This window comes from Mycobacterium sp., assembly GCF_044370595.1.
GTDB lineage: Bacteria > Actinomycetota > Actinomycetes > Mycobacteriales > Mycobacteriaceae > Mycobacterium.
In genome coordinates this window covers 1-23,926 of the sequence record NZ_JBILVF010000023.1, presented here as the reverse complement: position 1 = coordinate 23,926, position 23,926 = coordinate 1, and the positions used below count along the sequence as shown (strand labels likewise).

The window sequence follows — 23,926 nt, the reverse complement described above, 5'->3', positions numbered from 1 at the left end:
TCTCAGCGCTGCGGCGGGGGCTCCTGCTCCAGCGTCTCGCTGAGATGGGTCGCCAGGGTGCGTGCGGTGTTGTGAGCGGCGATGGTTTTGGGGCTGAGCCGGACGCCGGTCTGGGTTTCGATGGAGGTGCGCAACTCCAGCATTCCCAGCGAATCCAGCCCGTGTTCGGCGAACGATCGGTCGGGGTCGATCGCGCGGCGCAGGATCAGGCCGGCCTGGTCGGTGACCAGCCGCCGCAACCGGCTCGGCCGTTCGTCGGCGGGCAGCGCGGCGAGTTCGGCCAGCACGCTCGGTGTTTCGGCCGCGTTCACACCTGCCGCGGAACCGAATGCCTCCGCGAACGGGCTGCGAGCGGCCAGGGCGGACAGCAGGGGCATACCGCGTACCGGCAGATAGCCGGCGTATCCGCGATCGTGCCGCAGCAGTGCCCGGAACGCATACGCGCCGTCCTCGGGCCTGATCATCGTCACACTCCCGCGCTGTGCCACTCCCGCGCCGGCGCCGATGTCGGCCCAGGCGCCCCAGGCGATCGACATGGCCGGAACACCCTGCCGACGTTGCCACGCGGTGAAGGCATCCAGCCAGCTGTTGGCGGCCGCGTAGGCACCCTGCCCGGGTGAGCCGAGCAGCACTGCGGCGGAGGAGAAGCTGCAGAACCAGTCCAGCGGCTGGCCCGCCGTCGCGTGGTGGAGATTCCACGCGCCGTAAACCTTTGGCGCCCAATCACGTTCGATCAGCTCGTCGGTGATGTTCTCCAGCGTTGCGTCATCGACGACGGCCGCGGCGTGCAGGACGCCCCGCAGCGGCAGGCCGGTGGCGGTCGCCGCGGCGACCAGTCGTCCCGCCGTCTCGGGCTCGGCGATATTGCCGCATTCCACCACGATGTCGGCCCCGTTGGCCTTCAGCCGCGCAATTGTCTTCTCCGCCTGCGCATTCGGCGCGGAACGTGAGGTGAGTACGATCCGGCCGCAGCCCGCAGAGGCCATCGCGGCGGCCAGGAACAGCCCCAGTCCGCCCATGCCGCCGGTGACGATATAGGACCCGTCGGGGCGAAAGACCCCGACGCGGGCCGGGGGCAGCACGACGGGCACCTTGTCGCCGCGGGGAACTGTCAGCACCAGCTTGCCGGTGTGTTCGGCGGCGCTGATCGCGCGAATCGCACTCGCGGCCTCGGCCATCGGGTAGGTGGTGTGCTCGGGCACCGGCAGGGAACCGTCGCCGACGAGTTGGTAGACCTTGCGCAGCAGCGCACCGCTGCGCTCCGGATCGGTCAGGGTCATCAGTGCCAGGTCGGCGTAGAAGAACGCCAGGTTGCGCCGGAACGGATAGAGGTCCACCCGGGTGTGCTCGTAGACATCCCGCTTGCCGATCTCCACGAAGCGCCCGCCGAAGGCGAGTAACTCGATCCCGGCGCGTTGGGCCGGACCGATCAGCGAGTTCAGCACCACATCGACGCCGTAGCCGTCGGTGTCGCGCCGGATCTCGTCGGCGAATTCCGTTGAGCGGGAGTCATAGACGTGTTCGATTCCGATATCCCGCAGCAGCTGCCGCCGACCTGGGCTGCCGGCCGTCGCGAAGATCTCGGCCCCGGCCTGGCGTGCGATCGCGATCGCGGCCTGCCCGACCCCGCCGGTCGCCGAGTGAATCAGCACCTTCTCGCCCGGACCGATCCGGGCCAGGTCCTGCAACCCGAACCAGGCGGTGGCGTAGCCGGTCGCCACCGCGGCGGCCGCCTCGGTGGTCAGGTTTTCCGGGAGCGGCGCCACCAACCGCGCATCGCAGGTGACGAAACTGCCCCAGGTCCCCCCGGGCCGCACACCGGCGACCCGGTCGCCCACCTTGTGCCCGGTGACGCCGGTTCCGACCGCGGTAACCACACCGGCGAAATCCAGACCGAGTTCGGGCTGCTTGCCGTCATAGGCGGGGTAACGCCCGAAAGCGGCCAGCACGTCGGCGAAGTTGATACTCGACGCGGCCACCGCGACCTCGATCTGCCCGGCCCCGGGAGCGTTCCGTTCTGCGGCGATCATCTCCAGCGTCTGCAGGTCGCCGGGGCTGCGTACCTTCAGCTGAATCCCGTCCTGCTCGGGATCCAGTGCAGCGGTTCGGCGCTCGTCTGGACCAAACGGGCTCTGCTGCAACCGGGCCACGAACCACGCGCACTCGCGCCACGCCGTCTCGTCCTCGTCCGAGCCGCTGAGCAGTTCGGACACCACGTCCTCGGCCGAGGTGCGGGCGTCGACATCGATCTGGGTGGGTCGAAGCGAGGGCTGCTCGGAACCGATCACCCGCAGCAGCCCGCGCAGGCCGCCCTGATCCAGATTGACCCGATCGTGCGGTGTCACGTCCTGGGCGTTGCGGGTAATCACGTAGAGCCGGGGCGGCCGGGTGTCGATGCCGGCCAGAGTGCGGGCGATGTGCACCAGGTGTTCGACGAGTTCACGTCCCCGGGACAGGCAACCGGCATCAGGCTCCCCGGTGGCCGGCGCGGTGACGACCACCACGCCGGCAGGCTGTCCGGCGGTGAGTTCCCCTGCCGCAACGGTGCCCTCGGAGCCCAGCACGATCCTTCGGCACCGGGCCCCGGCGGCGGTCAGCGCCTCCGGCAGATCGGAGAGCTCACCGGCATCGACGGCGGTGATCACCAGCCACTCGCCGGCGTCGGCGGGCTCGGCGACCGGCGGCTGCCGCTGTTCCCACTCGACGGTGAGCAGCCGTTCGGCCATGACGCGCTCGCGCTCGGCCGCTTTGGTGGTCCCGCTGCCCATCCGAAGTCCGGCGACGTTCAGGACGGCCTCGCCGTGTTCGTCGAGGATCGCAAGATCCGCCTCGATCTCGGTGGCGTCGGCTTTGGTGATGGTGGCGATGCAGTAGCGCGCGTCGCGGCCGGAGCCGAACTCGTGCAGCGTTCCCACACTCAGCGGCAGCATCAGGGCGCCGTCCTGGCCGTCGTTGACGAAGTGCGCGCCCAGGGTCTGGAAGCACGCATCGAGAACCGCCGGGTGAACGGTGTACTCGGACTGCTGGGCGCGGATGCCCGCCGGTGCGCTGATCTCACCGACCAAGGTGGCGGGATCGGTGCCAGTGTGCACGGTGACCAGGCCCGTGAAGGCCGGACCGAAGTCGATACCGCGGGCTGCAAGCACCTGACGGATCTCGTTGCCGCTCAGAGTGTTCGGGTGCGCGCCAAGCAGGGCGGCGATATCCCGGCCGGCCGGCCGTTGCACCGCCGCGCCGTACAGGGACGCGGTTGCCCGGAGGGTGGTCTCGCCGTCGTCATCGGTCTGGATGCGCATCGACGCCAGTCCCGGTGCGTCCAGTGCTGCGACGGCGGTGAGGTCGGTGTGCTCGTCGAGAAGCAGCAGGTCTTCGAACCGGATATCACCAACGGCGGAGCCGTCGGGGAACATCTGCCCGGCCGCGTGCAGCGCCATCTCGCAGTAGGCGGCACCGGGCAGCGCGGCCACATCGTGGACTCTGTGGTCGGCCAGCCACGGCACCGCGTCGGTGCCGACGTCGGACTGCCAGGCGTGCCGTTCGGGCTCCTCGATCAACCGGACATGGGCGCCCAGTAGCGGATGCACCGCGATCCGGTGTTGCTGTCCGGCACCGGCACCGGCGCCGCGATCGATCAGCAGGTGGTGATGGGTCCACGACGGCAGCGGCACGTCGAGCAGATCACCGGCGGGGAACAGCGCGGCGAAGTCCACCGCCGCCCCGGCGGAATGCAGGTCCGCAACGTTGCCCAGCAGCCCGGACCGCAGCGGCTGTTCGCGTCGCAGTCCGGCCAGCGCGGCCACCGGCGTCTCGATGCCCTCCGCGACCTGTTCGACGGCGCGGGTCAGCAGTGGGTGCGGGGAGAGCTCGACAAAGACGCGGTGGCCGTCCTCCAGGGCGGCCGCAACCGCCGCGGAGAAGCGGACCATCTGACGCAGGTTGTCCACCCAGTACTGGGCGTCACACGGCGGCACCGCGCGCGGCTCGGGCCGGGTCGCGGAGTAGAACGGGACGGTCGCCTCGCCGGGCGCCAGCTCCGCCAGTGCCTCGGCCAGGTCGGCCAGGATCGGATCCACCTGCGGTGAGTGCGAGGCGACGTCGACGGCCACCTCCCGGGCCATGACGCCGCGCTGTTCCCACTGGGCGACGAGTTCCCGAACCGTCGCGGTGTCCCCGCCGATGACCGTCGTCTGCGGTGAGGTGACGACGGCGACGACGACGTTGTCGATACCGCGGCTGGCCAGTTCGTTTCGGACGGTCTCCTCGGGCAGTTCCACCGATGCCATCGCCCCCGAGCCGGACAGTTCGGCGAGAAGTCGAGATCGGCGGCAGATGACGCGGACGCCGTCCTCGATCGACAGCGCACCGGCCACCACCGCCGCGGCCACCTCGCCCATGGAGTGCCCGATCACCGCGCCCGGCCGGACCCCCTTGGCCGCCATCGTCTCGGCCATGCCGACCTGCATGGCGAACAACGTCGGCTGGACCTTGTCGATACCGGTCACGGTGTCCGGTGCCGACATGGCCTCGGTCACCGAGAACCCGGCCTCCCGGGCGATGAGCGGCTCGATACGGGCCACGGTCGCGGCGAACACCGGTTCGGCCGCCAGCAACTCAGCACCCATGGCGGCCCATTGCGAACCCTGGCCGGAGAACACCCAGACCGGACCGCGGTCGTCCTGTCCGACCTTCGCCGGGTACGGGGTGTCGCTGGCGGCGACCTCCCGCAGGCCGGCGAGCAGCTTCTCGAGGTTGTCCGCGATCACACCGGTGCGGATGGTTCGGTGACCGCGACGTCGGGCGAGGGTGTAGCTCAAGTCCGGCAGCGAAACCGGAGTCGGCTGGTGCTCAACCCATTCGGCGATCCGGGCCGCAGTGCTCCGTAGTTCCTCAGGGGATGTCGAGGACAGCAGGAACAGTCTCGGGCCGGTGGTGGCGGCGTCAGCGGTCAGGTGGCCGGTCGTCGGAGCCTGCTCCACGATGGCGTGGACGTTGGTGCCGGAGACCCCGTAGGAGGACACCGCGATGCGGCGGAGATCGCCGTGACCGGCCGGCCACGGCGTAACTGCCTGTGGCACAACAAGACCGGTGTCGATCGCCGCCAGGGAATCGGGCAGGCGATGGAAATGCACCATCGGCGGGACGACACCGTGCTGTAGCTCCAGGACAGCCTTCATGAAGCCGATGGCTCCCGCCGCCGCCTCGGCATGGCCCAGATTCGACTTCGCCGAACCCAGGAGTACCGGGGCTTCGGTGGCGTAAACCGTTGCCAGACTGCCGAATTCGATCGGATCACCGACCGGGGTGCCGGTGCCGTGGGCCTCGATCGCCCCGATGGTGTCGGGGTCGACACCGGAGAATGTCAGCGCGGACCGGCAGGCCGACACCTGGGCTTCCAGCGACGGAGTGGCGATGTTGCGGGTTCGGCCGTCCGAGTTGGCCGCCGTGCCCCGCACGACGGCGAGAATCCGGTCACCGTCGCGCTGGGCGTCGGAGAGCCGTTTCAGCAGGACGACAGCGCAACCCTCGGAGCGGACGAAGCCGTCGGCCGCCTCGTCGAACGGTTTGCATCGACCGGTGGGGGAGAGCATGCCCTGTGCGGAGGCCCAGAAGTTCTTGCGCGGCTCGCGCATCACCTCGCACCCGCCGGCCAGTGCGAGATCACTCTCGCCGGTGACCAGGCTGCGGGCCGCCATGTGCACGGCCAGCAGTCCTGAGGAGCAGGCGGTGTCGGCCGTCAACGCCGGACCGTTGACGTTGAGGACATAGGCCACCCGACCGGAGGCCATACAGGCCGCGGTCTCGGTGTAGCCGTAGACGCCGGCGTCGAGGGCCACCGAGGTGTGGTCGTCGTGGGAGATCCCGAAATACACGCCGGTGAGGGTGCCGGCCAGAGATGCCGGGTTGATGCCGGCTTGCTCGATGGCCTCCCACGAGGTCTCCATCAGCAGGCGGTGCTGCGGGTCGATCGCGGTGGCCTTGGCGTCGTCGAGGCCGAAGAATGCGGCGTCGAACCCGGCGATATCGTCGAGGAACGCACCCCACCGGGACACTGTGCGGCCCGGAACGCCGCGTTCGGGGTCGTAGAACTCGTCGACATCCCAGCGGTCGGCCGGTACCTCGGTGACCAGATCGTCGCCGGCCACCAGTGCCGCCCAGAATTGCTCGGGGGAGTCGATACCGCCCGGCAGGCGGCATGCCATTCCGATCACCGCGACCGCCGTGACCTCGTGATCAGCCACTCAACGGGCCCTTCAGTCTCGGGATGTTCCCAGGGGCCAAGCATCCACACGATGAAGGCGCGCCGTATCTAGGCTAGCCCAGAGACCATCCCGCCGATCAGGGCATCGGTCAGTCCGTAGCATGAGCCCAGCCGGTGGCGACGGGGCGGCCGGGTCAGACCTGAGGAGCCGGACGTGGCCGAATCATCGGTTTGCGAAGCAGTCAGCAGTGCAGGTGCCTCCATGGGTGAGGCCATCGGTGTCTTCATGCTGCACCCCGAGACGTTCGCCGGGAGTGTGGCGGCCGGGTACGCCAACCCGCTCGCCGGGTATGTCGCCGGTCGCGGCGGAGTGCTGGGCGACGCGACCGGTGCCACGGTCGCGGCGGTGTTTGCGATCTTTGAGCCCGCCATGACCGCAGCGCTGTGGGAGGAGGGGATCGCGGTGCGCGGGGCGGCCGGGGCGGCCTCGGTGTACCGGGAGCAGCTGGCCGAGTTCGGCAGAAAGTATCTGGCCGCCGCCGAGGGTCTGGACCGCATCGCCGAGCTCGGCGAGAAGGTGATCGCCGCGACCCCGACCGCCGGGCTGCCGATGTTCGCCGGCTGGCGGGCGATGCCGCTCGCCGAGGACGCCCCGGCCCGCGCCGCACAGGTGATGTTCGTCCTGCGGGAGCTTCGCGGCGACGTGCACCTCAATCTTCTCACTGCCTCCGGTGTCACCCCCGTCGAAGCGCACATGCTCGGTCACGACGAGAACTACACCCGGATGTTCGGCTGGCCGGAGCCCTTCGCCGACGGCGCGGACAAGAAGGAGCGTTACGCCGAGGTGGAGGCGGCGACGAACGGCCGGATGACCGAACTGATGGAGGCGGCCCTGGACGGCGACCAGATCGCCGAACTGGCGAGGCTCAGCGCGGCCGCGCTGGCGTCGTTGAAGGCCGCCGTCCCGGCTTAGGCTGCCGGCCATGCCGCTTGCTGACGGACAGAACTTCGCCGGCTACACGATCCTGCGCACGCTGGGCAGCGGTGGGATGGGTGAGGTGTACCTCGCCGAGCATCCCCGACTGCCCAGACGTGACGCGCTGAAGGTGCTCGGCACCACCGTGAGCCATGACGCGGAGTATCGGCAGCGGTTCAATCAGGAAGCCGAGATGGTGGCGATGCTGCGCCACCCCAAGATCGTCACGATCCACGACCGCGGCGAGTGCGACGGTCAACTGTGGATCTCGATGGAATTCGTCGACGGGACCGACGCCTACCGGCTGATGTCCGAGAGGTCCCGTGGCGGCATCCCCGCCGACCAGGTGGTGCGCATCGTGACGGCGGTCGCTGAGGCACTGGACTTCGCCCACGGCCGCGGTGTGCTGCATCGGGATATCAAACCGGCCAACATCCTACTGGGCGAGGAGGATTCGATTATGCTCGCCGACTTCGGCGTCGCCCGTTGGGTGAGCCAGTCCAGCGATCTGACCGGAACCGAGACGACAGTCGGCACCGTCACCTATGCCTCGCCCGAGCAGTTGACCGGCCAACCCCTTGACGGCCGCGCCGACCAGTACGCCCTGGCGGCAACGGCCTTTCACCTGATGACCGGGGCCGCGCCGTTCGACAACACCAACCCGGCCGTGGTGATCGGTCAGCACATCGGCGCCGAGCCGCCCGCGATCGGCACCTACCGCCCCGACCTCGGCGCCTTCGGGCCGGTGTTCGCCAAGGCTATGGCCAAGAAGCCCGGCGATCGTTACCCGCAGTGCCGCGACTTCGCCCAGGCGATGCAACGGGCCCTGGGCTCAGCGGCCGGATCTGGTCGTCACGAGAGGCCCGAGAAGGTCGGTGACCGGCGCCGCTGGGCCGCGGTCGGCCTGGGCGGCCTGGTACTCCTCGGCGCGACCGCGGCGGCGTTCGTCATGTTCGGCAGGGATCGGACCCCGACGGCCGACCCCGCGCCCACCGCGCCGCCACCGCCCGCGGTGTCCGCGCGGATGGATCTGCCGGTGGTGCTGATCGGCGCCGACTGCGCAGTACTGGGAGCCGCGGCGGTCACCGAATCGGGAACGCCGGCCTACTGCGCCCGGCTGGACTCAACCGAAGACCAGACCGTCTGGTCGTTGCAACCGGAGCGGCTGCGCACCGCGACATCCGCGCCGCCTGCGCCTGCCGCTCCGGCGGCGGTGCCCTAATCCGGCGATTGCGCGGCAATTCGGATCCGGCCGGACTGCAACGTCGATAACATCCACTCACCTCGACCTGGACTGGCTTGAGGCGCTTCGTGGAGGGTTGGAACCAATGTCGGATACGGCAGCAGAGATCGTCGCCAAGCTTGGCGGCGCGGGGAACATCGAGAACCTCTCGCACTGTGCCACCCGGTTGCGGTTCACGCTTAACGACTCCTCCGGGGTCGATCAGTCGGCGCTGGAGTCCATTTCGGGGGTCATGGGCGCCGTTCCCCAGGCCGGCAACCGCTACCAGGTGGTCATCGGCGGCGGAGTGCAAACCGTCTACAACGAGATCAAGGGCCTGCCAGGGATGGGCGGCGGAGCCGGCGGCGACGATGCCGCTGCGATCAAGGCCGCAGCCAGGGCCAAGGGTCCGCGAGGCAAGTTCGCCTGGCTGGACTCGTTCTTCGAATTCCTGTCCGACTCGTTCCGCCCGATCCTCGGTGCGCTGCTCGGCGCGTCGCTGTTCATCACCTTCATGGCCCTGATGAGCACCCTGAACGTCATCCCCAACTGGGCTGATCCACGCGAGGCCAGTCAGCTGTCGCCGACCTGGCAGTTCATCAACCTGTGCTGGCAGAGCGTGTTCGTGTTCCTGCCCCTGATGGTCGCCTACAACGCCGCCAAGAAACTCGGCGCCGACCCCTGGGTCGGCTTCGCCATCATGGCCGTCGTCATGCTGCCCGGCTTCGCCGCGATGAAGGACTTCACCGAGCCCAAGACAGTGTTCGGCTCCCAGGTCGACGTCGTGCAGGTTCTCGGATTGCCGCTGACGATCTTCAACTACAGCTCGCAGGTATTCCCGCCACTGCTGATGGCGGCGGTACTGGGACCTTTGTACAAATTCTTGAAGCGGGTCATCCCCGAGAACGTGCAGTTGATCTTCGTGCCGTTCCTGTCGATGCTGATCATGATCCCGCTGACGGCGTTCCTGATCGGCCCGCTCGGTGTCTACACCGGTGCCGCGCTCGGCGGATTCCTCAAGTCCGTCAACGATTTCTCGCCGCTGATCTTCGCGATCCTCATCCCGCTGGCCTACCCGTTCATGGTGCCACTGGGCCTGCACTGGCCCATCAACGCGATCATGTTGATCAACATCCAAACCCTGGGCTACGACTTCATCCAGGGGCCGATGGGCGCGTGGAACTTCGCCTGCTTCGGCGCCACAGCCGGCGTGCTGTTCCTGGCCTGGCGCGAGCGGGACAAGCAGATGCGCCAGACCGCCATGGGTGGTTTGGCGGCCGGTCTGCTCGGCGGCATCTCCGAACCGTCGCTGTACGGAATTCACTTGCGGTTCAAGAGGATCTACCCACGAATGCTGGTCGGCTGCCTGGTAGGCGGCGTGATCATCGGGCTCGGCGGCGGTGTGACCACCAAGGCCTTCGTGTTCACCTCGCTGCTGACCATCCCGGCGTTCAGCAACATGGGCCTGTACGCGGCGGCTATCACCGCGGCATTCTTCACCTCGATGATCCTGGTGATCCTCTCCGGCTACCGCACTCCCGAGCAGGCCGCCGCGGCCGCCGCCGCCGGGGTGTCGGTCGCCGATCTGGAGGGCCCGATGGGTGAGGCCAGCCCCGACACCCTCGTCGCCGCCGCTGCCACCAAGGCCGCCGGGGACGCCGGGGTCAGCACCGAGATCCTCTCGCCGCTGGCGGGAACGGTGGTTGCGCTCAGCGACGTGCCCGACCCGGTGTTCGGCAAGGGCATCATGGGCCCGGGCATCGCGGTGGAACCCTCCGGGGACACCGCCTACGCCCCGGGGTCGGGAACTGTGATCGCCGCCCAGCCCACCGGTCACGCCTACGGGATTCTCCTGGACTCCGGCGTGGAGATCCTCATCCACGTCGGCCTGGACACGGTGAAGCTCAAAGGTGAGGGTTTCGACGTGCATGTGGCCAAGGGCGATCGCGTGACGGCCGGAACCCCGTTGGTGACCTTCGACCGCAAGGTCATCGAGGCTGCCGGATACCCGCTGATCACCCCGATCATCGTGCTCAACGCCAAGAAGTTCGGTTCGGTCGAGATGGCCGACGCCGGCGAGGTGGCGGCGGGTGCGCCGATCATGACGGTCCAGCCTGCGCCGCAGCCCGCCGAAGCCGGCCTGTAACCGCCTGGCGGTGTGTCGATGTTGGTCCCTCCGCCGTCCCCCATTCCTCGACGTGGTGCCCAGGGCGAACGAGAACTCCTCATCGATGGCGGTCGGACGCCACCGGGCGTTTCTCACCGCGGAAACAACAGGAAACTGGGTCCCGTTCCCCGCCGAGTTGGATCGCAAACCCGCAGAGCGCGGCAGTTCGCCGTATCGCCGCTCGGTGTCAACACTGCTCAGCGAACACGCATACCGTGAGGCGGCGCGGCCCGACTACGCCTTGATCCGGATCTCGCCGGGCTTCCACAGCCCACTGCGAACCGCGCTGCCCAACTCGAGTTCCGCCGGAGTGGCGTCGACGATGGTGTCGAACTTACGCAGTGATCCCCAGTCCCGGCCCCAGTCCTCCGACAGGTAGGTCGCCATCACGTGCGCCCGCAGCAACAGATCGCTGATGCCCAGCAGGCCGCCGTTGCGACCGTCCTGCCAGCTGTCGGTGTCGTTCTTCTTGGCCAGGTAGTCCGGGGTGATCCGGAACTCCGGCACCTGAGTCACCCCGTTGGAGTGCAGCATCGGCTGCTGGCAGGGGAAGGCAAGTCCCACAGCCCAGTCCATCAGCACCGGCTGGGTGGAGCCGACGTACTCCTGAACAGTCTGCAACTCCGGCACCCGCGGCGGCGTCACCGCAACCCAATCGCCCAGCGACAGCGACTTGTCCTCGGCCACAATGCGAACCGCGGTGGCGTCCGCCGGAATCTGCGACCGCGGGAAGCGCAGATTGCGCCACGACGGCGCCGGTCCCAGGTCATACGGCATCACCCTGCCGGCGGCCACAACCCCGTCCGGGCCGGGCCGCCCGTACTCCAACTTCACGGTCTGGCCGTCGGTGAACGAATTGAGCACACTGTTCCCGGCGATGGTCCCGGCCGCGGTCACCACCACCAACGGACGGCTCTCGTCATTGGGCGGCAGCTGATACCAGGCCGAGGTCAGCAGGCTCTCCTGCTGGCCGGTGTCGGCGTAACTGCCAGCCATCGGCACCCGCGCGGGATCAAGCTTGTACGGCAACGGAATCCGGGAGCCGTTGACACCGGGCTTGCTGAGCTTGAACGGCCCCTCCCAGTCCCGGTCTATACCGGGCGTCGGGTTGTTAACCCGAATTGCCTCGGCCACAATCTTTTCCGGTACGCCGTTGGCGCTGAAGCCGACTGGCTTCTCCCCGCCCAAGGCGCCCAGCGGGCCGTAGTCGCCGGGCACCGGCGTCAGGAATCCGGCATTGGGATCGGGTTCGACGAGCACGTTGTCGGCCAACCCGCAGCCGCCTGCGAAAGCCCGGACGTTGGCCAGTCCGTTGGAGTAGGTGGGGTACTGCCGGATGATGCCGGTGATCATCGACGCGAAGAACACCACCACCATGAACCCGGCTGCCACCGGGATCGGTGCCGCCGTGATCCCGCGGGTGATCCGGCCCTCGCCATGCCGGCGGGCGGTGACGTGCAGCCACCCGGTGTAGAGAGCAGACAGTACGAACAGCCCCAAAAACACTGCGCTGACGCTGATTCCGCCGAACTCGGGAATCGAGTTGTTGAACGGGATCCCGTAGCTGGACACGTACCACCAGCCGTTGGTGGTGGCGAAGGTCAGTGCCAGCAGGAACAACACCGCGGTGACGACGGTCATCCGGTTACGCGACCAGCGCAGCACCGACGGGGAGACCAGCACGGTCGCCAGGGCGGCCACCGCGGCTCCGACGGCGGCGAACAACCCGAAATGGTGCACCCACTTGGTGGGGGTGAACATCAAGGTGAACATGGTCGCGAAGATGACGCCCATCAACCGCCAGGCCGGACCGCGCGCAACACCCGGAACCCGCTTGCGCCGCAACATGATGAACATCGAAATGAACAGCGACAAAGCGGTGATCAGGAAGCCGAACCGGCGCGACAACGACCCGTCCACGGTGGGCAGGATCAGGTAGAAGTACCGCAGGTTCTCGGTATACCACTCCTGGCTCGGGCCGATCTCGGTGCGGATTCGGGTGGCCTCCAGGACGGTGGCCAGGGTCTGGTCGGCGAACACCACGGTCAGAATGACGGTGCCGGCGGCCAACAGGGGTGCCACCAGCGGCCAGGTGCCCACCACGGCGCGGCGGCGCATCAGGATCCGAAGGATCGGCCGGCCACCGGCGATCAGCGCGGCGACCGCGATCAGCCCGGTCGGTTGGATGCCGAGGGTGAACGCGGCGGTAATGATGGCCAGGGCAAAAGGGGTCAGCCGGCCCGAGGTGATGGCCCGTTCGATCAGCACGTAGGTGATCAGCGCTCCGGTGGTGATCTGCCCCTCCGGCCGCAGGCCGTTGTCGAAGGGCATCCACGCCGCCAACAGAACCAGGCCGGCCGCCCACAAGGCCGGCCGACTGGCGGCCACCGCGGGCCCCAACCGCGGCAGCACCTCACGGGACAGCAGCAGCCAGCAGATGAACCCGCACACCAGATCCGGCAGCCGTATCCAGATGCTGGCGGTGCTGACATGGGTCATCAGCGCGAGCACGTTGTAGTACCAGCCGAACGGATCCTCCGAGACCCCGAACCAGCGGAAGTAATTCGACATGTAACCGGCCTGGTCGGCGACCCGGGCCATGCCGAGGATGTATCCGTCGTCGGAGGAGTTGGCGCCGATGACGTACCAGACCAGGAACGCCACGATCACCGTGAGGTCTACGGAGGTGAACCGACGCCAGCGTTGCGGTATCCACCGGTGCATCCGGTGTCCGTCAAGGCGGTCCAGACGCCACAGCGCGACGACGGCCACCACGGTGGCGGCGATCGCCAGCAGCATCGCGGCGAGTTTCAACGCCGTCGGGCGGGTGGTGAACCGGGTGTCGATGGTGGCCGAGACCGACAGTCCCGGCGGGGCCGGGCCGGTCAGGTCGGTGAACACCCCGACAATCCCCGGTCGCAGGTTGGGATCCTTGAAGCCGCTGCGCAGATCGTCATACCCGGTCTGTGGGGAGTCTTCGTCCTGCTCGGCCTCATCGTCGGGATCCGGCGCCACCCCGATGAACGTGGCGAACGTCCCCGCGTCGGTGGAGGTGATCTCGATCCGCTGACAGCCAGGCGCCTCGACCTTCGCGCGCGGCACACTGGCGATCACCACGTTGCGGTCGGTGATGTCCACGCGTTCGGCGTCCACCGTCACGAACAACGAATTCAGACTGGCGTCCTTGGCTTTCTGCGGCGCCAAGCCGAAAACCATCCCGCCTTTGGCCGGCATCTCCCGGATCGCCTCGCAGGGCACCGTGGCGTTCATCGACACCGGTGTCAGCGAAATCAACGGCGCGGTGACGTTTTTCAGCTGCCCGTTCTGCGGCCAGTTCAACGTCGCGGTGGTCTGCACCACCGGCAACAACGGGGTCAATACGGCGAGCACGAACCCCAGCAGGCCGGCGGCGATGGCGACCATCCTGGTCACCTTCACCTCGTCGACGGACTCGCGGGCGCTGGTGGGGACAACCTGTGTCATGGGAGGGCTCTAATCGGTCCGTTGCGGCTCCACCCGAATACCCGCATGGAACCCTCCGCGACGACGGCGTCGGGTGACTGTGCGGCCGGCACCCGCCGGATGTAGCGCTCGATCTCGCCCCAGTCTCGGTACCAGTCGTCGCGCAGATAGGTCGGCACGGTGGTGGTGCTCAGCAGGGCCTGGATGAACAGGAATGGCCCGCCCGATCGGGCGGTCTGCCACATGTTCGACGACACCACGACCTGCTTGAGGTTGGGCCGGATCCGGTACTGCGGCACCTCGGCGATGCCTAGGCGCTGGGCGAAGGGCTGCTGGCAGGGGAAGTGCGCGGCGCTGGCGATGTCCATCAGCACCGGGGTCTGGCTGCCGATGTAATCCTGAGCGGTCCGCAGGATCGGCGCCCGCGGCGGAGTGAACCCGAACCACTGCTCGATGGACAGGTTCGGATCGTCGGCGACGATGCGCGCCACGTTCGCCTCGGGCGGTGCGTCGGCCAGCGGGAAACGCAAGTTGCGCCAGGCCAATTGCTCCTGGGTGTCGATGGGATACATCTTGTCCAGCGCCGTGAACGTCCCATCCGGATTGCGCACACCCCACTGCAGTTTCAGGGACTGGCCGTAATGGAACTCGCCCTCGTCGTCGTAGTACCAGATCGCCCCGGCAGCGGCGACGGTGATCAACGGGCGGTCGGGGGAACGGGGCGGCAGTTCGTACCACGCGGACGTGGCCTTGGCCGCCACGGTGTTCTGCTTGTAGCTGCCCATCACGGGGGTGGTCTTGGGATCGAGGCCGAAGGGTAGGAAGACCCGCGAGCCGTTCACCCCGACGGGGCCGTAGCCGCCGCCGGTGCCGCCGGAGAAGCCGATGCCAAAGCTCGCCTTGTTCGGTGAGCCGTCGGAGTTGACGGTGCCCGGGTTGGCGATGAACGGGGCGACCGGGTCGAGACTGTCGCTGACTCCGTTGGGGGTGAAGCCGATCGGACTCTCCCCGCCTAGCGGGCCGTACTTGCCCCACTTCTGGCCGGGGGAGGGTTCGAGCATTCCGGAGTTGGTGTCGGCCTCGACCAGGACCTCGTCGGCCATCGCGCAACTGGTCGTGGACAGACCCGACGTCAACGCCGACAGGTTCGCCTTGCCGGTGGTGTAGGCGGGATAGCGCTGGGCGAAGGCCTTGGCCATCGACCCGACCGACAGCAGCACCATGATCAGCGACAACGCCAGCAGAGGGGTTGCCGCCAACAACCGGTTGCGGCGGGTGTCGGCCACCTCGGTGTGGCCGGCGTAGTCGATCCGGAAGTGCAGCCAGCCCGCGATCAGCGCGGTGATCATGGCCAGCACCAGGAACATTGACGTCACCGGGCGGTGCAGCAGGACTGGCGGACGGTCGTACCAGGGCACCCCGTAGTTGCCCACGTCGAACCATCCGTTGAAGCCCGAGGTCGCCCAGGCCACGACGAACAACAAAGCGGTGACATACAGGGCGAGATTTCGACGGCTGTGCAGACCGAAAGTGGAGAAGGCGAATGCCGTCACGCCACCCAGTGCTGCGGTCAGACCGGCGAACGCGCCGAATTGCACTGCCCACTTGGTTGGGGTGAAGGTCAGCAGCAGCAGGCCCACCGCAGTGGCGCCGATCAGCCTCCACATCGGTCCGCGGGCCAACCCGGGAACCCGGCCTTTGCGCAGTAACGTCACCAGCATCCCGAACATGCACAGCAACATCACCAGCACGGCGAACCGTCGGGTCAGCGATGCCTCCGGTTGTTCCTCCACGGTCAGGAAGTAATAGCGCAGGAAATCCTGGTACCACGGGATCGTCGGGCCGACAACGTATTTGATCCGCACCGACTCCGCGACGGTTGCCAGGGTCTGGTCTCGGAACACCACCACGAAGAACACCGACAGGGCTGCCATAAGAGCGGCCATCGGGGCCAGCGCCCCGTCGCGGGGGCGGCGGAGACCGATGATGCGGACGATAGAGCGCGCCCCCACCAGCAGCGGGGCGATGGCGATCAAACCCTGCGGCGCCAGCGTCACGCTGAACACCGCTACTACTACCGCCAGTGCGACGGGCATAAGCCGGCCGGTCGCGATGGTTCGCTCCACCAGCATCCACACCGCCAGCACGCCGACGGCGATCAGCGGCTCAGGGCGAAGGCCATTGTTGAACGGCAGCCAGGCAGCGAGGAACAGTGCCCCGGCGGTTGCCACGGCAATCCGGTTCCCGGCCAGTCCGCCGCGGGCCGGCCCCAGCCGTGGCAGCACCGCATGGCTGATGATCAACCAACTGGCGATGCCCGCGACGAGCGCGGGAAGCCGCATCCAGACGCTGTCGGCGCTGACGGCGGCCAGTCGCGCCAGCACCGATTGATACCAGTCGAACGGCGCCTCGCTGGCGCCGAAGTAGCGGAAGTAATTGGTGTTGTAGCCCGCTTCGTCGGCGATGCGGGCGATGGTGACGTTGTAGCCGTCGTCGGAGGACAGCGGGCCGAGGACATGCCAGACCAGCAGGGTGCCGATCACACCGAGGTCGGCCGGCCAGTGCCGCCACCGGCGACGTCGGAAACCCGCGATCCGCCGTACCGCCCACCCGCGGTCGAGCACCGCCAACGCCGCGATCGAGGCGATCACGCACAGCACCCCGGCCACCATCGCGGCCAGCTTGAGTGGGGTGGGCCGGGTGATGAACCGGGTGTCGACGTCGATGCGGGCCGACAACCCCGGGATGGACTTCTCGGTGAGGTCGGTGAAGACCCCGGTCACCTGAGGCTTCTTATCCGGCGGGAGGGTGCCTGTCGCCCCTGGGATGCCGACGAAGTCCGCCCCGACCACGCCGGGGTTGGCCCACACCCGTATCTCGCTGCACTCCCCGGCGGCGACCGCCGCCCGCGGCGCGACCGCGGCCACCGTGTCGCGGAAGGCCACCAGCACCGAGTCGGTGTTGGCCCGGACGAACAGGCCGTTGCGGGTGGCGTCGATGCCGTTGGCGGGGTTGGTGGACAGCAGCACCCCGCCGCTGTCCGGCAGTCCGGCCACCGCCGTGCAGGGGATGACGGCGTCCAGGGAAGCCGGGGCTCCGGAGACCAACGGGGCGGTGATGTCGCCGACGGCACCGTTCTGGGGCCACAGGATCGTGGCGGTGCTCTGGGTGACCGGCAGCAGCGGGGTCAGCCCGCACAGCAGAATGCCTGCCAAGCCCGCCAGGATGGCGACGAGCCGAGCGATCCGGGTGGATTGCACTCTCTGGCTGGGCACGAGCGTCGATCGTAGGCGACGGGGGCTACGCCGGGCGCAGCGGTGCGGGGCTCCACAACCCGCTGCGGGTGGCGGTACTGAGGTCAAGCCGGGCCGGGATGGCGCCCGGGTCCAACACGGTCAGCCGCTGCAGGGCGCCCCAGTCTCGGGACCAGTCGTCGCGCAGGTAGGTGGGCACCGTGGCGGCCCGGAACAGCAGTTCGGTGATACCCAACGGGCCGCCGCCGAGGTTGTCCATCACCGGGGAGTTGGCTTCGGTGTCGAACTGGTTCGGCAGGATCCGCCACTTGGGCGCCTCGGTCACCCCGTGGCCGTGCCCGAACGGCCGCTGGCAGGGGAACGCCAGGCCCACCAGCCAGTCCAGCAGCACCGGATCGGAGCTTCCGACCTCCTGCTGCAGTGTGCGCAGGGCCGGGACTCGCGGCGGCGCGACGGCGATCCAGCGCGACGGGGCCAGATCGTCGTCGACGGCGACCACCCGGACCACGGTGGCCTCCGGCGGGACCGCGGCCAGCGGTACCCGCAGGTTCCGCCACCCCGGGGCAGGACCGATGTCGGACAGTGACACCGAGCCGCCGGCTTCACCGTCGCCGGCATCGGTGGCCCACTCGACGGTGACCGCGCCGGCGCCGAACCGGCCAGCGGCTGAGACCACCAGCAGTGGTGCGGAGTCGCGGGCGGGCAGCCGGTACCACTCAGTGCGCAGCCGGGCGGGCTGTTGCACCCCGGCCCGCCAACTGCCCCATACCGGGGTGGCCGGGTCCAGTCCGAAGGGCAGCCTGACCCGAGCTGCGCCGACCGGCGCGGCGTCGTCCTCTTCGTCGAGCAGGTTGCCGCCCGCCGGCGGTTCGGTGACCGGATCCGCGGCGACGTCAGCCGGAACTCCGGTGCCAGAAAAGCCTCCCGCAACCACCGTGCCGCCGGCCGGACGCAGTTTCCCGGGGGCGGATTCGACCAGGACGTCATCGGCCAACCCGCAGGTCTTGCCGGTGAGCGCCTGCAGGTTCGACCGTCCGACCGAGAACGCCGGGTACTGGTTGACCATGCCCATGGTCAGCGACCCGACCTCGAAGATCACCAGCAGCCAGGCCAGCACCGCCAGCGGCGACCCGGTCAGCCGCCCCGACACGCGGTCGTCTCGGTCGGAGAAGTGGTACCAGGCAGCCACCAGTAGCGCGAGGATCGTCAACCCCAGCAGTACCGTGCTGACGCCGAGCCGGAACTCCGGCATCCGGTCTGCCCACGGCACCCCGAACCCGGCGACGTACCACCAGCCGTTGACACTGGCGAAGGACAGCGCCGTCACGAACAGCGCCGCCGCGGCGAACACCGCCCGGTTGCGCCGCGAGCCGAGCACGTGCGCGCTGACGGCGACGGCGGCTAGCGCGCCGATCGCACCGGCGAGTCCGGCGAACACCCCGAAGTGGTGGGTCCACTTGGTGGGGGTGAGCATCATCGCCAGGAAGCAGATGACGGTGACGCCGACGATGCGACGGCTCGGGCCGGTGGCGGTGCCGGGAATGTGGCTGCGGCGCAACATCATTGCCACCGCGACCACCAGCGCGAGGATCAGCGCCAGCACCGCGAACCGTCGGGCGATAGCGCCGTCCGGGGTGGTCAGGAACAGCCGGGCGTAGCGGATGTGCTCGTCGAACCAGGTCAGACTCGGTCCCACCGTCCGCTTCAACGCGCTGGCCTGGGCGACCGAGGCGAACGTCTGATCGCGGAATATCAGGATCACCGTCATCGTGGCGGCCGCGGCGATGGGCGCGAGCAGTGGCAGCAGCCCGAATTGGCGGGAGCGGCCGCGCACGATGGTCAGCAGCGGCCCGACCGCCACCAGCAGCGCGCCGATCGAGGCCACGCCTGTCGGCCCGGAGAACAGGGTCAGCGCCCCGAGGATGCAGGCGATCGCCACCGGCAGCAGTCGACTGGTGGCCACCCCGCGCTCCACCGCACACCAGGTCGCCAGAATGCCCAGCGCGATGATCGGTTCGGGCCGCAGGCCGTTGTTCAGCGGGAGCCAGAACGCGAGGAACAGTCCCGCAGCGGTCCAGGCCGCCGCCGGGCTGTGCTTGACCGCCACGCCCAGGCGCGGAATCACCTCACGGCTGATCAGCCACCAGCACGCCAGCGCCATGGCCAGAGTGGGCAGCCGCATCCAGATGCTGGCGGTCGAGACGTGTGCCCACAGCGCCAGCAGGTCGTAGTACCACCCGAACGGCGACTCCGGGGTGCCGAACCAGCGGTAGTAGTTGGCCATGTAGCCGGCGTTCTCCGACACCCGCGCCATGGTCAGGATGTAGCCGTCGTCGGAGGTGTTGGCGCCGACGAAGTGCCACCACACCAGAACGCCGGCCACCACGCCGTCCAGGGGGCGCAGTGACCACCACCGGGCGGGCAGGACTCGGCGGTTCCGGATGCCGTCGGCGCCATCCAGGATGTGCAGGGCGATCAGTGCGGCGACGGTCAGGGCCAGGCCCAGCAGCATCACCGCCAGTTTCAGCGGGGTGGGGGAGGTGCTGTAGCGGGTGTCGACGGTCGCCGAGAATCTCAGACCCGGTGGCGCGGGGCCGGTCAGGTCGGTGAAGACGCCGACGATCTGCGGCCGCAGGTCCCCGGCGCGTTCGCCGCGCAGCGGGTCACCGGACTTCCCGCTGAGGCCGACGAATTCACCGGTCACCATCCCGGCGTCGGCGCTGACGGTCAGTTCCCGGCAGGCCGGGCTGAGCACGTCGCTCATCGGTGCGGAGACCACCGCGGTGTTGCGAATCACCACCACGAGGTCGTCGCCGGCGCGCTGGATCAGCAGACCGCGGTCGACGGCTTTCTCCGCCTGCGTGGGCACCGTGGACAGCAAGGTCGTCTTGTCGCCATTGAGTCCCGCCGCCGCGCGGCAGGGCACGCTGATCGTCAAATCGATTGGCACATAACCGATCAGCGGTGCGGTGACGCTCGACAGGGTGTCGCCCTGCGGCCAGTTCAGTTCCGCGGTGGTCTGCTTGACCGGAAGGAACGGCGTCAGGATTGCCAGCAGGGTTCCGAGCAGGCCCGCGACGGCGGCGACCACACGAGCGGTGCGGACGTTCGCCCCGGTCTGCGTCACGGGGCTTGATGCTAGTTGCCGGTAGCTGATTTCCACGCCAGGGCCAGCATTCATGCGTATCTGCATGTTACGATGCATCAGTGCCTAAGACAGTGCAGATTCGCGACATTGACGACGATGTCTATGCGGCCCTTGTCCGCCGTGCCGCCGAAGAGGGCGTGACGGTGCCTGAACTTCTGCGCCGCGAGGCGGCCCGCCTGGCGTCCCGGCCGTCGATGGCCGAATGGCTGTCGAGGATCGGGCGCCGCCCATCGTCGGTCTCCACGGCGGAGGTGTTGACCACGCTGGACGAGTGGCGGGGCGAGTGGCCCGATGCTCGTCGTTGACGCATCTTGTCTTTTCGAGGTTGTTGCCGACACTCCGCGGGCAGGGGAGATCGCCGCGCGACTTGCCGCAGACGCCGATCAGATGGCACCGCAGGTGATCGACGTCGAGGTGCTCGGCGTGATCCGCGCCCACTACCTGCGAGGCCTCCTTGATGGGACGGCTGCGGGGCAGGCGGTTGCCGACCTGCGCGACTGGCCTGGAGAGCGGATAGGGAACCGATGGCTGCTCGACCGTGCCTGGGAACTGCGGGATTCGGTGCGCGGTTGGGACGCCTTCTATATCGCGGTGGCTGAGGCGTTCGAAGCGCCGCTGTTGACCCTCGACGCCCGGCTTGCCCGCGCCCACGGCATCAGGTGCGACATTGAGGTGCTGTAACCGCATCGATTCTGCGCTCAGATCGCGATTTCGGCCGAAACGACGATCCTGACGCAGACTCGATGCGCGCCCTAGCCTGCGCCCCCAGCGTCGTTGCGCACCGCCAGCACGAACGGCCCGATGGTCTTCATCGTGAAGTGCTCGTCGCTGAACAGCTTGGCCGGCAGATCCACGGTGTAGCGCCGCACGTTGGGCTGGTTGGGGTAGACGTCCTCGGCCAGGCGCAGGGTGTAAGTGTCGGCGGAGCCGGCCGCCCCGCCGCGGCGCATCAGAAACACCGTCGGCGCCGGCCAGGGCAGCGTATCGAGGGCCTTGGCGAATTCGTCCGAGTCGCTGATCTCGCCCCAGGACTCGATGGCCGCGGCGCGCTTGTCGAACTCGGCGAGCGGGTTGGCATAGTGCGAGGTCAGTCCCTGGAACGCGAAGTAGGGATAGAAGGACAGGAAGCTGTAGTCCGCCGTCATCACCACGGTCTCATCGCGCGGCTTGCCGGTGGCTTCCAGGATCGCCTCGTCTACGTCCGCGTAGTACTTCTCCGCGCCGGGGGGACGACGGTCCCCGCGCTGGCCGTTGCCGTCGGTGTCGGTGTAGGCCACGGTGATGTCGGGACGCAGGACGTGCGGTATGTCCTGGCTGAAACCGATCGCCCCGATCAGGCCGATGGCGAGGGAAACCGGGATGATCCGCCGGTTCCACCGCGCTGCGGCCGCCCGCACCACTTCGATGAAGCCGAACACCCCCGCCGCCGACAGCAGCACCGACAGCGTCGGCTGCAGCCGGAACGACAACAGCGTGGTCCCGGCCAGCGTGGTCAGCATCGACAGCAGCGACCAGGCGTACAGCGACAGCACGCCCAGACCCAGCGCCGCGGCGCGAACGGACCCCGACCTCTTTCCCGGCTCGCTTCGCTCCTGCCCGCCGAAGCTCCGCCAGGCCAGCCACACCGTGCCCAGCATGCACAGCGCACCGAGCAGCGAGAACTGCAGCATCGGGAAGGTCAGCACCGCACCGTCGCCGGGCAGGTAGTGCTGGGCGACGCCGGTATCGGCCAGCGGGCCGCGCGCCGCCCGAATCAGGAACGGCAGCCAGGTGATTGCCGCGACACTCGCCGCGAGCACTGCCATGACGACCAATCGCAGTAGCGGACCGACGCTGCGGCGCACCACCGCCGCCACGATCGCCATGATCGTCACGGCGAACGCGGTGTAAGCCAGTAGCAGGGTGTAGAAGGTGGCGGCGAACCCCAGGAACAGCCCGACGCCGACAACGGCCGCCCAGCCCCCGCCGCGCGAATGTCCCCGCAGCCCGGACCAGGCCAGCACCAGCACCGGCGGGATCAGCACGGTGATGATGGCGGCGTAGGGTTCGGGTGAGGCGTAGGCCAGCGTGACCGCGGCGGTGGCGGTGGTGACCGCCAGCGCATACTCGAAGCGGATCATGGCCGCCCACAGCGCAAATGCCACCGCGACGGTGATCGCCAGCGAGATGATCGACCACGGTTTGTACATCTCCCACGCCGGGGTGCCGGTCAGCGCTGCAGCCCGCCCGCCCAGCCAGAACCAGCCCGGCGGGTAGAACGGCGGCAATCCCGCGTAGGTCATATCCCGAAGCGCCGGACTGTCGGTCAGCCTGGTCAGGTACTCGGTGCGGAACTGCTGATCCACCGAGATGCCGAACAGGTACAGCTTGGTCGCGCCCAGCGGCATGCCGAGGGTCACCACCACGAACGCCGACAGCAGCACCGGGGCGGCGATCTGCGCCAGCCACCTCATGCCGTGACGCAGTCGCCACAGCGCCCCGACCGCCACCAGGCCCAGCAGACAGGCCACCTGTCCGGCGGTGGTCAGGGCGTGCAATTGGTTCGACGACGGGAATGCCGGCCACTCGACCCGCGAGATCGCCTCCAGCGCAACCGCGGCCACCAGGGCGGCGAGCACCGCCGCCAGCGCCATCTGACCGGCGACCGAGACGCCGTTGCGCACCGCCCTCACGGCCGGCTAGATCGGCAGCTTGCGGAAGATGGGACGCGGGATGTGCCGCAGCACCATCATGACGTAGCGGAAGGCCCCTGGTGCCCAGACCAAATCCTTGCCCTTGGCCGACGCCGTGACGGCGAGATCGGCGACGTATTCCTTGTCGACCGTCAATGGTGCTTCCTTGACGTGCGCGCTCATCCGGGTACGCACCTGGCCGGGACGGATCACCAGCACGTTGACGCCGTGCGGCCGTAACGCCTCGCCGAGACCGAGGTAGAAGCCGTCCAATCCGGCTTTGGTGGAGCCGTAGACGAAGTTGGACCGGCGCACCCGTTCGCCGGCAGCCGAACTCATCGCGATGATCCGCCCGAAGCCCTGCCCGCGCATCTTCTCGCCGAGCAGGACACCCACCGAAACCGCTGCGGTGTAGTTGATCTCGGCGATCTGCACCGCCTTGCGCTGGTTCTGCCACAACTCCTCGGCATCCCCGAGCAAGCCGAACGCCACGATCGCGACATCGACGTCCCCATCGGAGAAGCACTCGTCGATCACCGCCGGATGGCTGGCGGTGTCCACGGCGTCGAAGTCCACCAGGGTCACCGACTTCGCGCCGGCCCGGGTCATCTGCGCGGCGGCGGCCTCCCGGCCGGGATCGTCGGGAAGCGCGGCCAGGATGATCCGGGCCGGGGCGTCGCGCAGGTAGCGCTCGCAGATCGCCAGCCCGATCTCGGAGGTGCCGCCGAGTAGCAGAATGGACTGTGGGTTCCCCACTGCGTCAATCACAGCAACTCCAAACGTCGGGCCATATCCGAGGTGAACACCCCGTGCGGATCCACCCTGC

The 23,926-nt window shown here is 68.6% G+C and carries 11 protein-coding genes; 5 read left to right on the top strand and 6 right to left on the bottom strand.

Going from position 1 to position 23,926, the window contains the following annotated elements:
* Nucleotides 1-2 precede the first annotated feature (2 nt).
* Nucleotides 3-6,239: a sulfolipid-1 biosynthesis phthioceranic/hydroxyphthioceranic acid synthase gene (pks2, locus tag ADBZ5N_RS05470; RefSeq protein ID WP_526256471.1), complete on the bottom strand. Its 6,237-nt coding sequence runs from the start codon at nucleotides 6,237-6,239 to the stop codon at nucleotides 3-5.
* Between the two features lie 222 nt (nucleotides 6,240-6,461).
* Between pks2 and ADBZ5N_RS05465 the strand changes: the two genes are divergently transcribed.
* From ADBZ5N_RS05465 to ADBZ5N_RS05455, 3 genes are all read left to right on the top strand, one after another.
* Complete coding sequence (locus tag ADBZ5N_RS05465) at nucleotides 6,462-7,172, top strand: SCO6745 family protein (RefSeq protein WP_526256470.1); 711 nt, start codon at nucleotides 6,462-6,464, stop codon at nucleotides 7,170-7,172.
* A 10-nt stretch (nucleotides 7,173-7,182) separates the two neighbouring features.
* Nucleotides 7,183-8,397, top strand: coding sequence for a serine/threonine-protein kinase (locus ADBZ5N_RS05460; protein ID WP_526256469.1), 1,215 nt, complete (start codon nucleotides 7,183-7,185; stop codon nucleotides 8,395-8,397).
* A gap of 106 nt (nucleotides 8,398-8,503) precedes the next feature.
* Complete coding sequence (locus ADBZ5N_RS05455) at nucleotides 8,504-10,543, top strand: glucose PTS transporter subunit IIA (RefSeq protein ID WP_526256468.1); 2,040 nt, start codon at nucleotides 8,504-8,506, stop codon at nucleotides 10,541-10,543.
* Between the two features lie 255 nt (nucleotides 10,544-10,798).
* Here ADBZ5N_RS05455 and ADBZ5N_RS05450 read toward each other — a convergent pair whose 3' ends face one another.
* The 3 genes from ADBZ5N_RS05450 to ADBZ5N_RS05440 are packed head-to-tail and all read right to left on the bottom strand — an operon-like array spanning nucleotide 10,799 to nucleotide 20,461.
* On the bottom strand, nucleotides 10,799-14,047 hold the full coding sequence (locus ADBZ5N_RS05450; RefSeq protein WP_526256467.1) for an arabinosyltransferase domain-containing protein: 3,249 nt from the start codon (nucleotides 14,045-14,047) through the stop codon (nucleotides 10,799-10,801).
* On the bottom strand, nucleotides 14,044-17,301 hold the full coding sequence (locus tag ADBZ5N_RS05445) for an arabinosyltransferase domain-containing protein (RefSeq protein WP_526256466.1): 3,258 nt from the start codon (nucleotides 17,299-17,301) through the stop codon (nucleotides 14,044-14,046). The genes ADBZ5N_RS05450 and ADBZ5N_RS05445 overlap by 4 nt, the downstream gene beginning before the upstream one ends.
* Nucleotides 17,302-17,326: 25 nt before the next feature.
* A complete protein-coding gene (locus ADBZ5N_RS05440; protein WP_526256465.1) occupies nucleotides 17,327-20,461 on the bottom strand; it encodes an arabinosyltransferase domain-containing protein in 3,135 nt (1,044 codons plus the stop codon).
* Nucleotides 20,462-20,487: 26 nt separating this feature from the next.
* Between ADBZ5N_RS05440 and ADBZ5N_RS05435 the strand changes: the two genes are divergently transcribed.
* Both ADBZ5N_RS05435 and ADBZ5N_RS05430 read left to right on the top strand, forming a co-directional pair.
* Nucleotides 20,488-20,733, top strand: coding sequence for a hypothetical protein (locus tag ADBZ5N_RS05435; RefSeq protein WP_526256464.1), 246 nt, complete (start codon nucleotides 20,488-20,490; stop codon nucleotides 20,731-20,733).
* Nucleotides 20,720-21,109, top strand: a complete 390-nt coding sequence (locus ADBZ5N_RS05430; RefSeq protein ID WP_526256463.1) for a type II toxin-antitoxin system VapC family toxin — start codon at nucleotides 20,720-20,722, stop codon at nucleotides 21,107-21,109. The genes ADBZ5N_RS05435 and ADBZ5N_RS05430 overlap by 14 nt, the downstream gene beginning before the upstream one ends.
* A gap of 71 nt (nucleotides 21,110-21,180) precedes the next feature.
* Here the strand turns inward: ADBZ5N_RS05430 and ADBZ5N_RS05425 are convergent, their stop codons facing one another.
* Together ADBZ5N_RS05425 and dprE2 are read right to left on the bottom strand one after the other, a co-directional pair.
* Entirely contained in the window at nucleotides 21,181-23,091 is a 1,911-nt protein-coding gene (locus ADBZ5N_RS05425; RefSeq protein WP_526256479.1) for an arabinofuranosyltransferase, read from the bottom strand.
* A 15-nt stretch (nucleotides 23,092-23,106) separates the two neighbouring features.
* A complete protein-coding gene (gene dprE2 / locus ADBZ5N_RS05420; RefSeq protein ID WP_526256478.1) occupies nucleotides 23,107-23,868 on the bottom strand; it encodes a decaprenylphospho-beta-D-erythro-pentofuranosid-2-ulose 2-reductase in 762 nt (253 codons plus the stop codon).
* Nucleotides 23,869-23,926 lie beyond the last annotated feature (58 nt).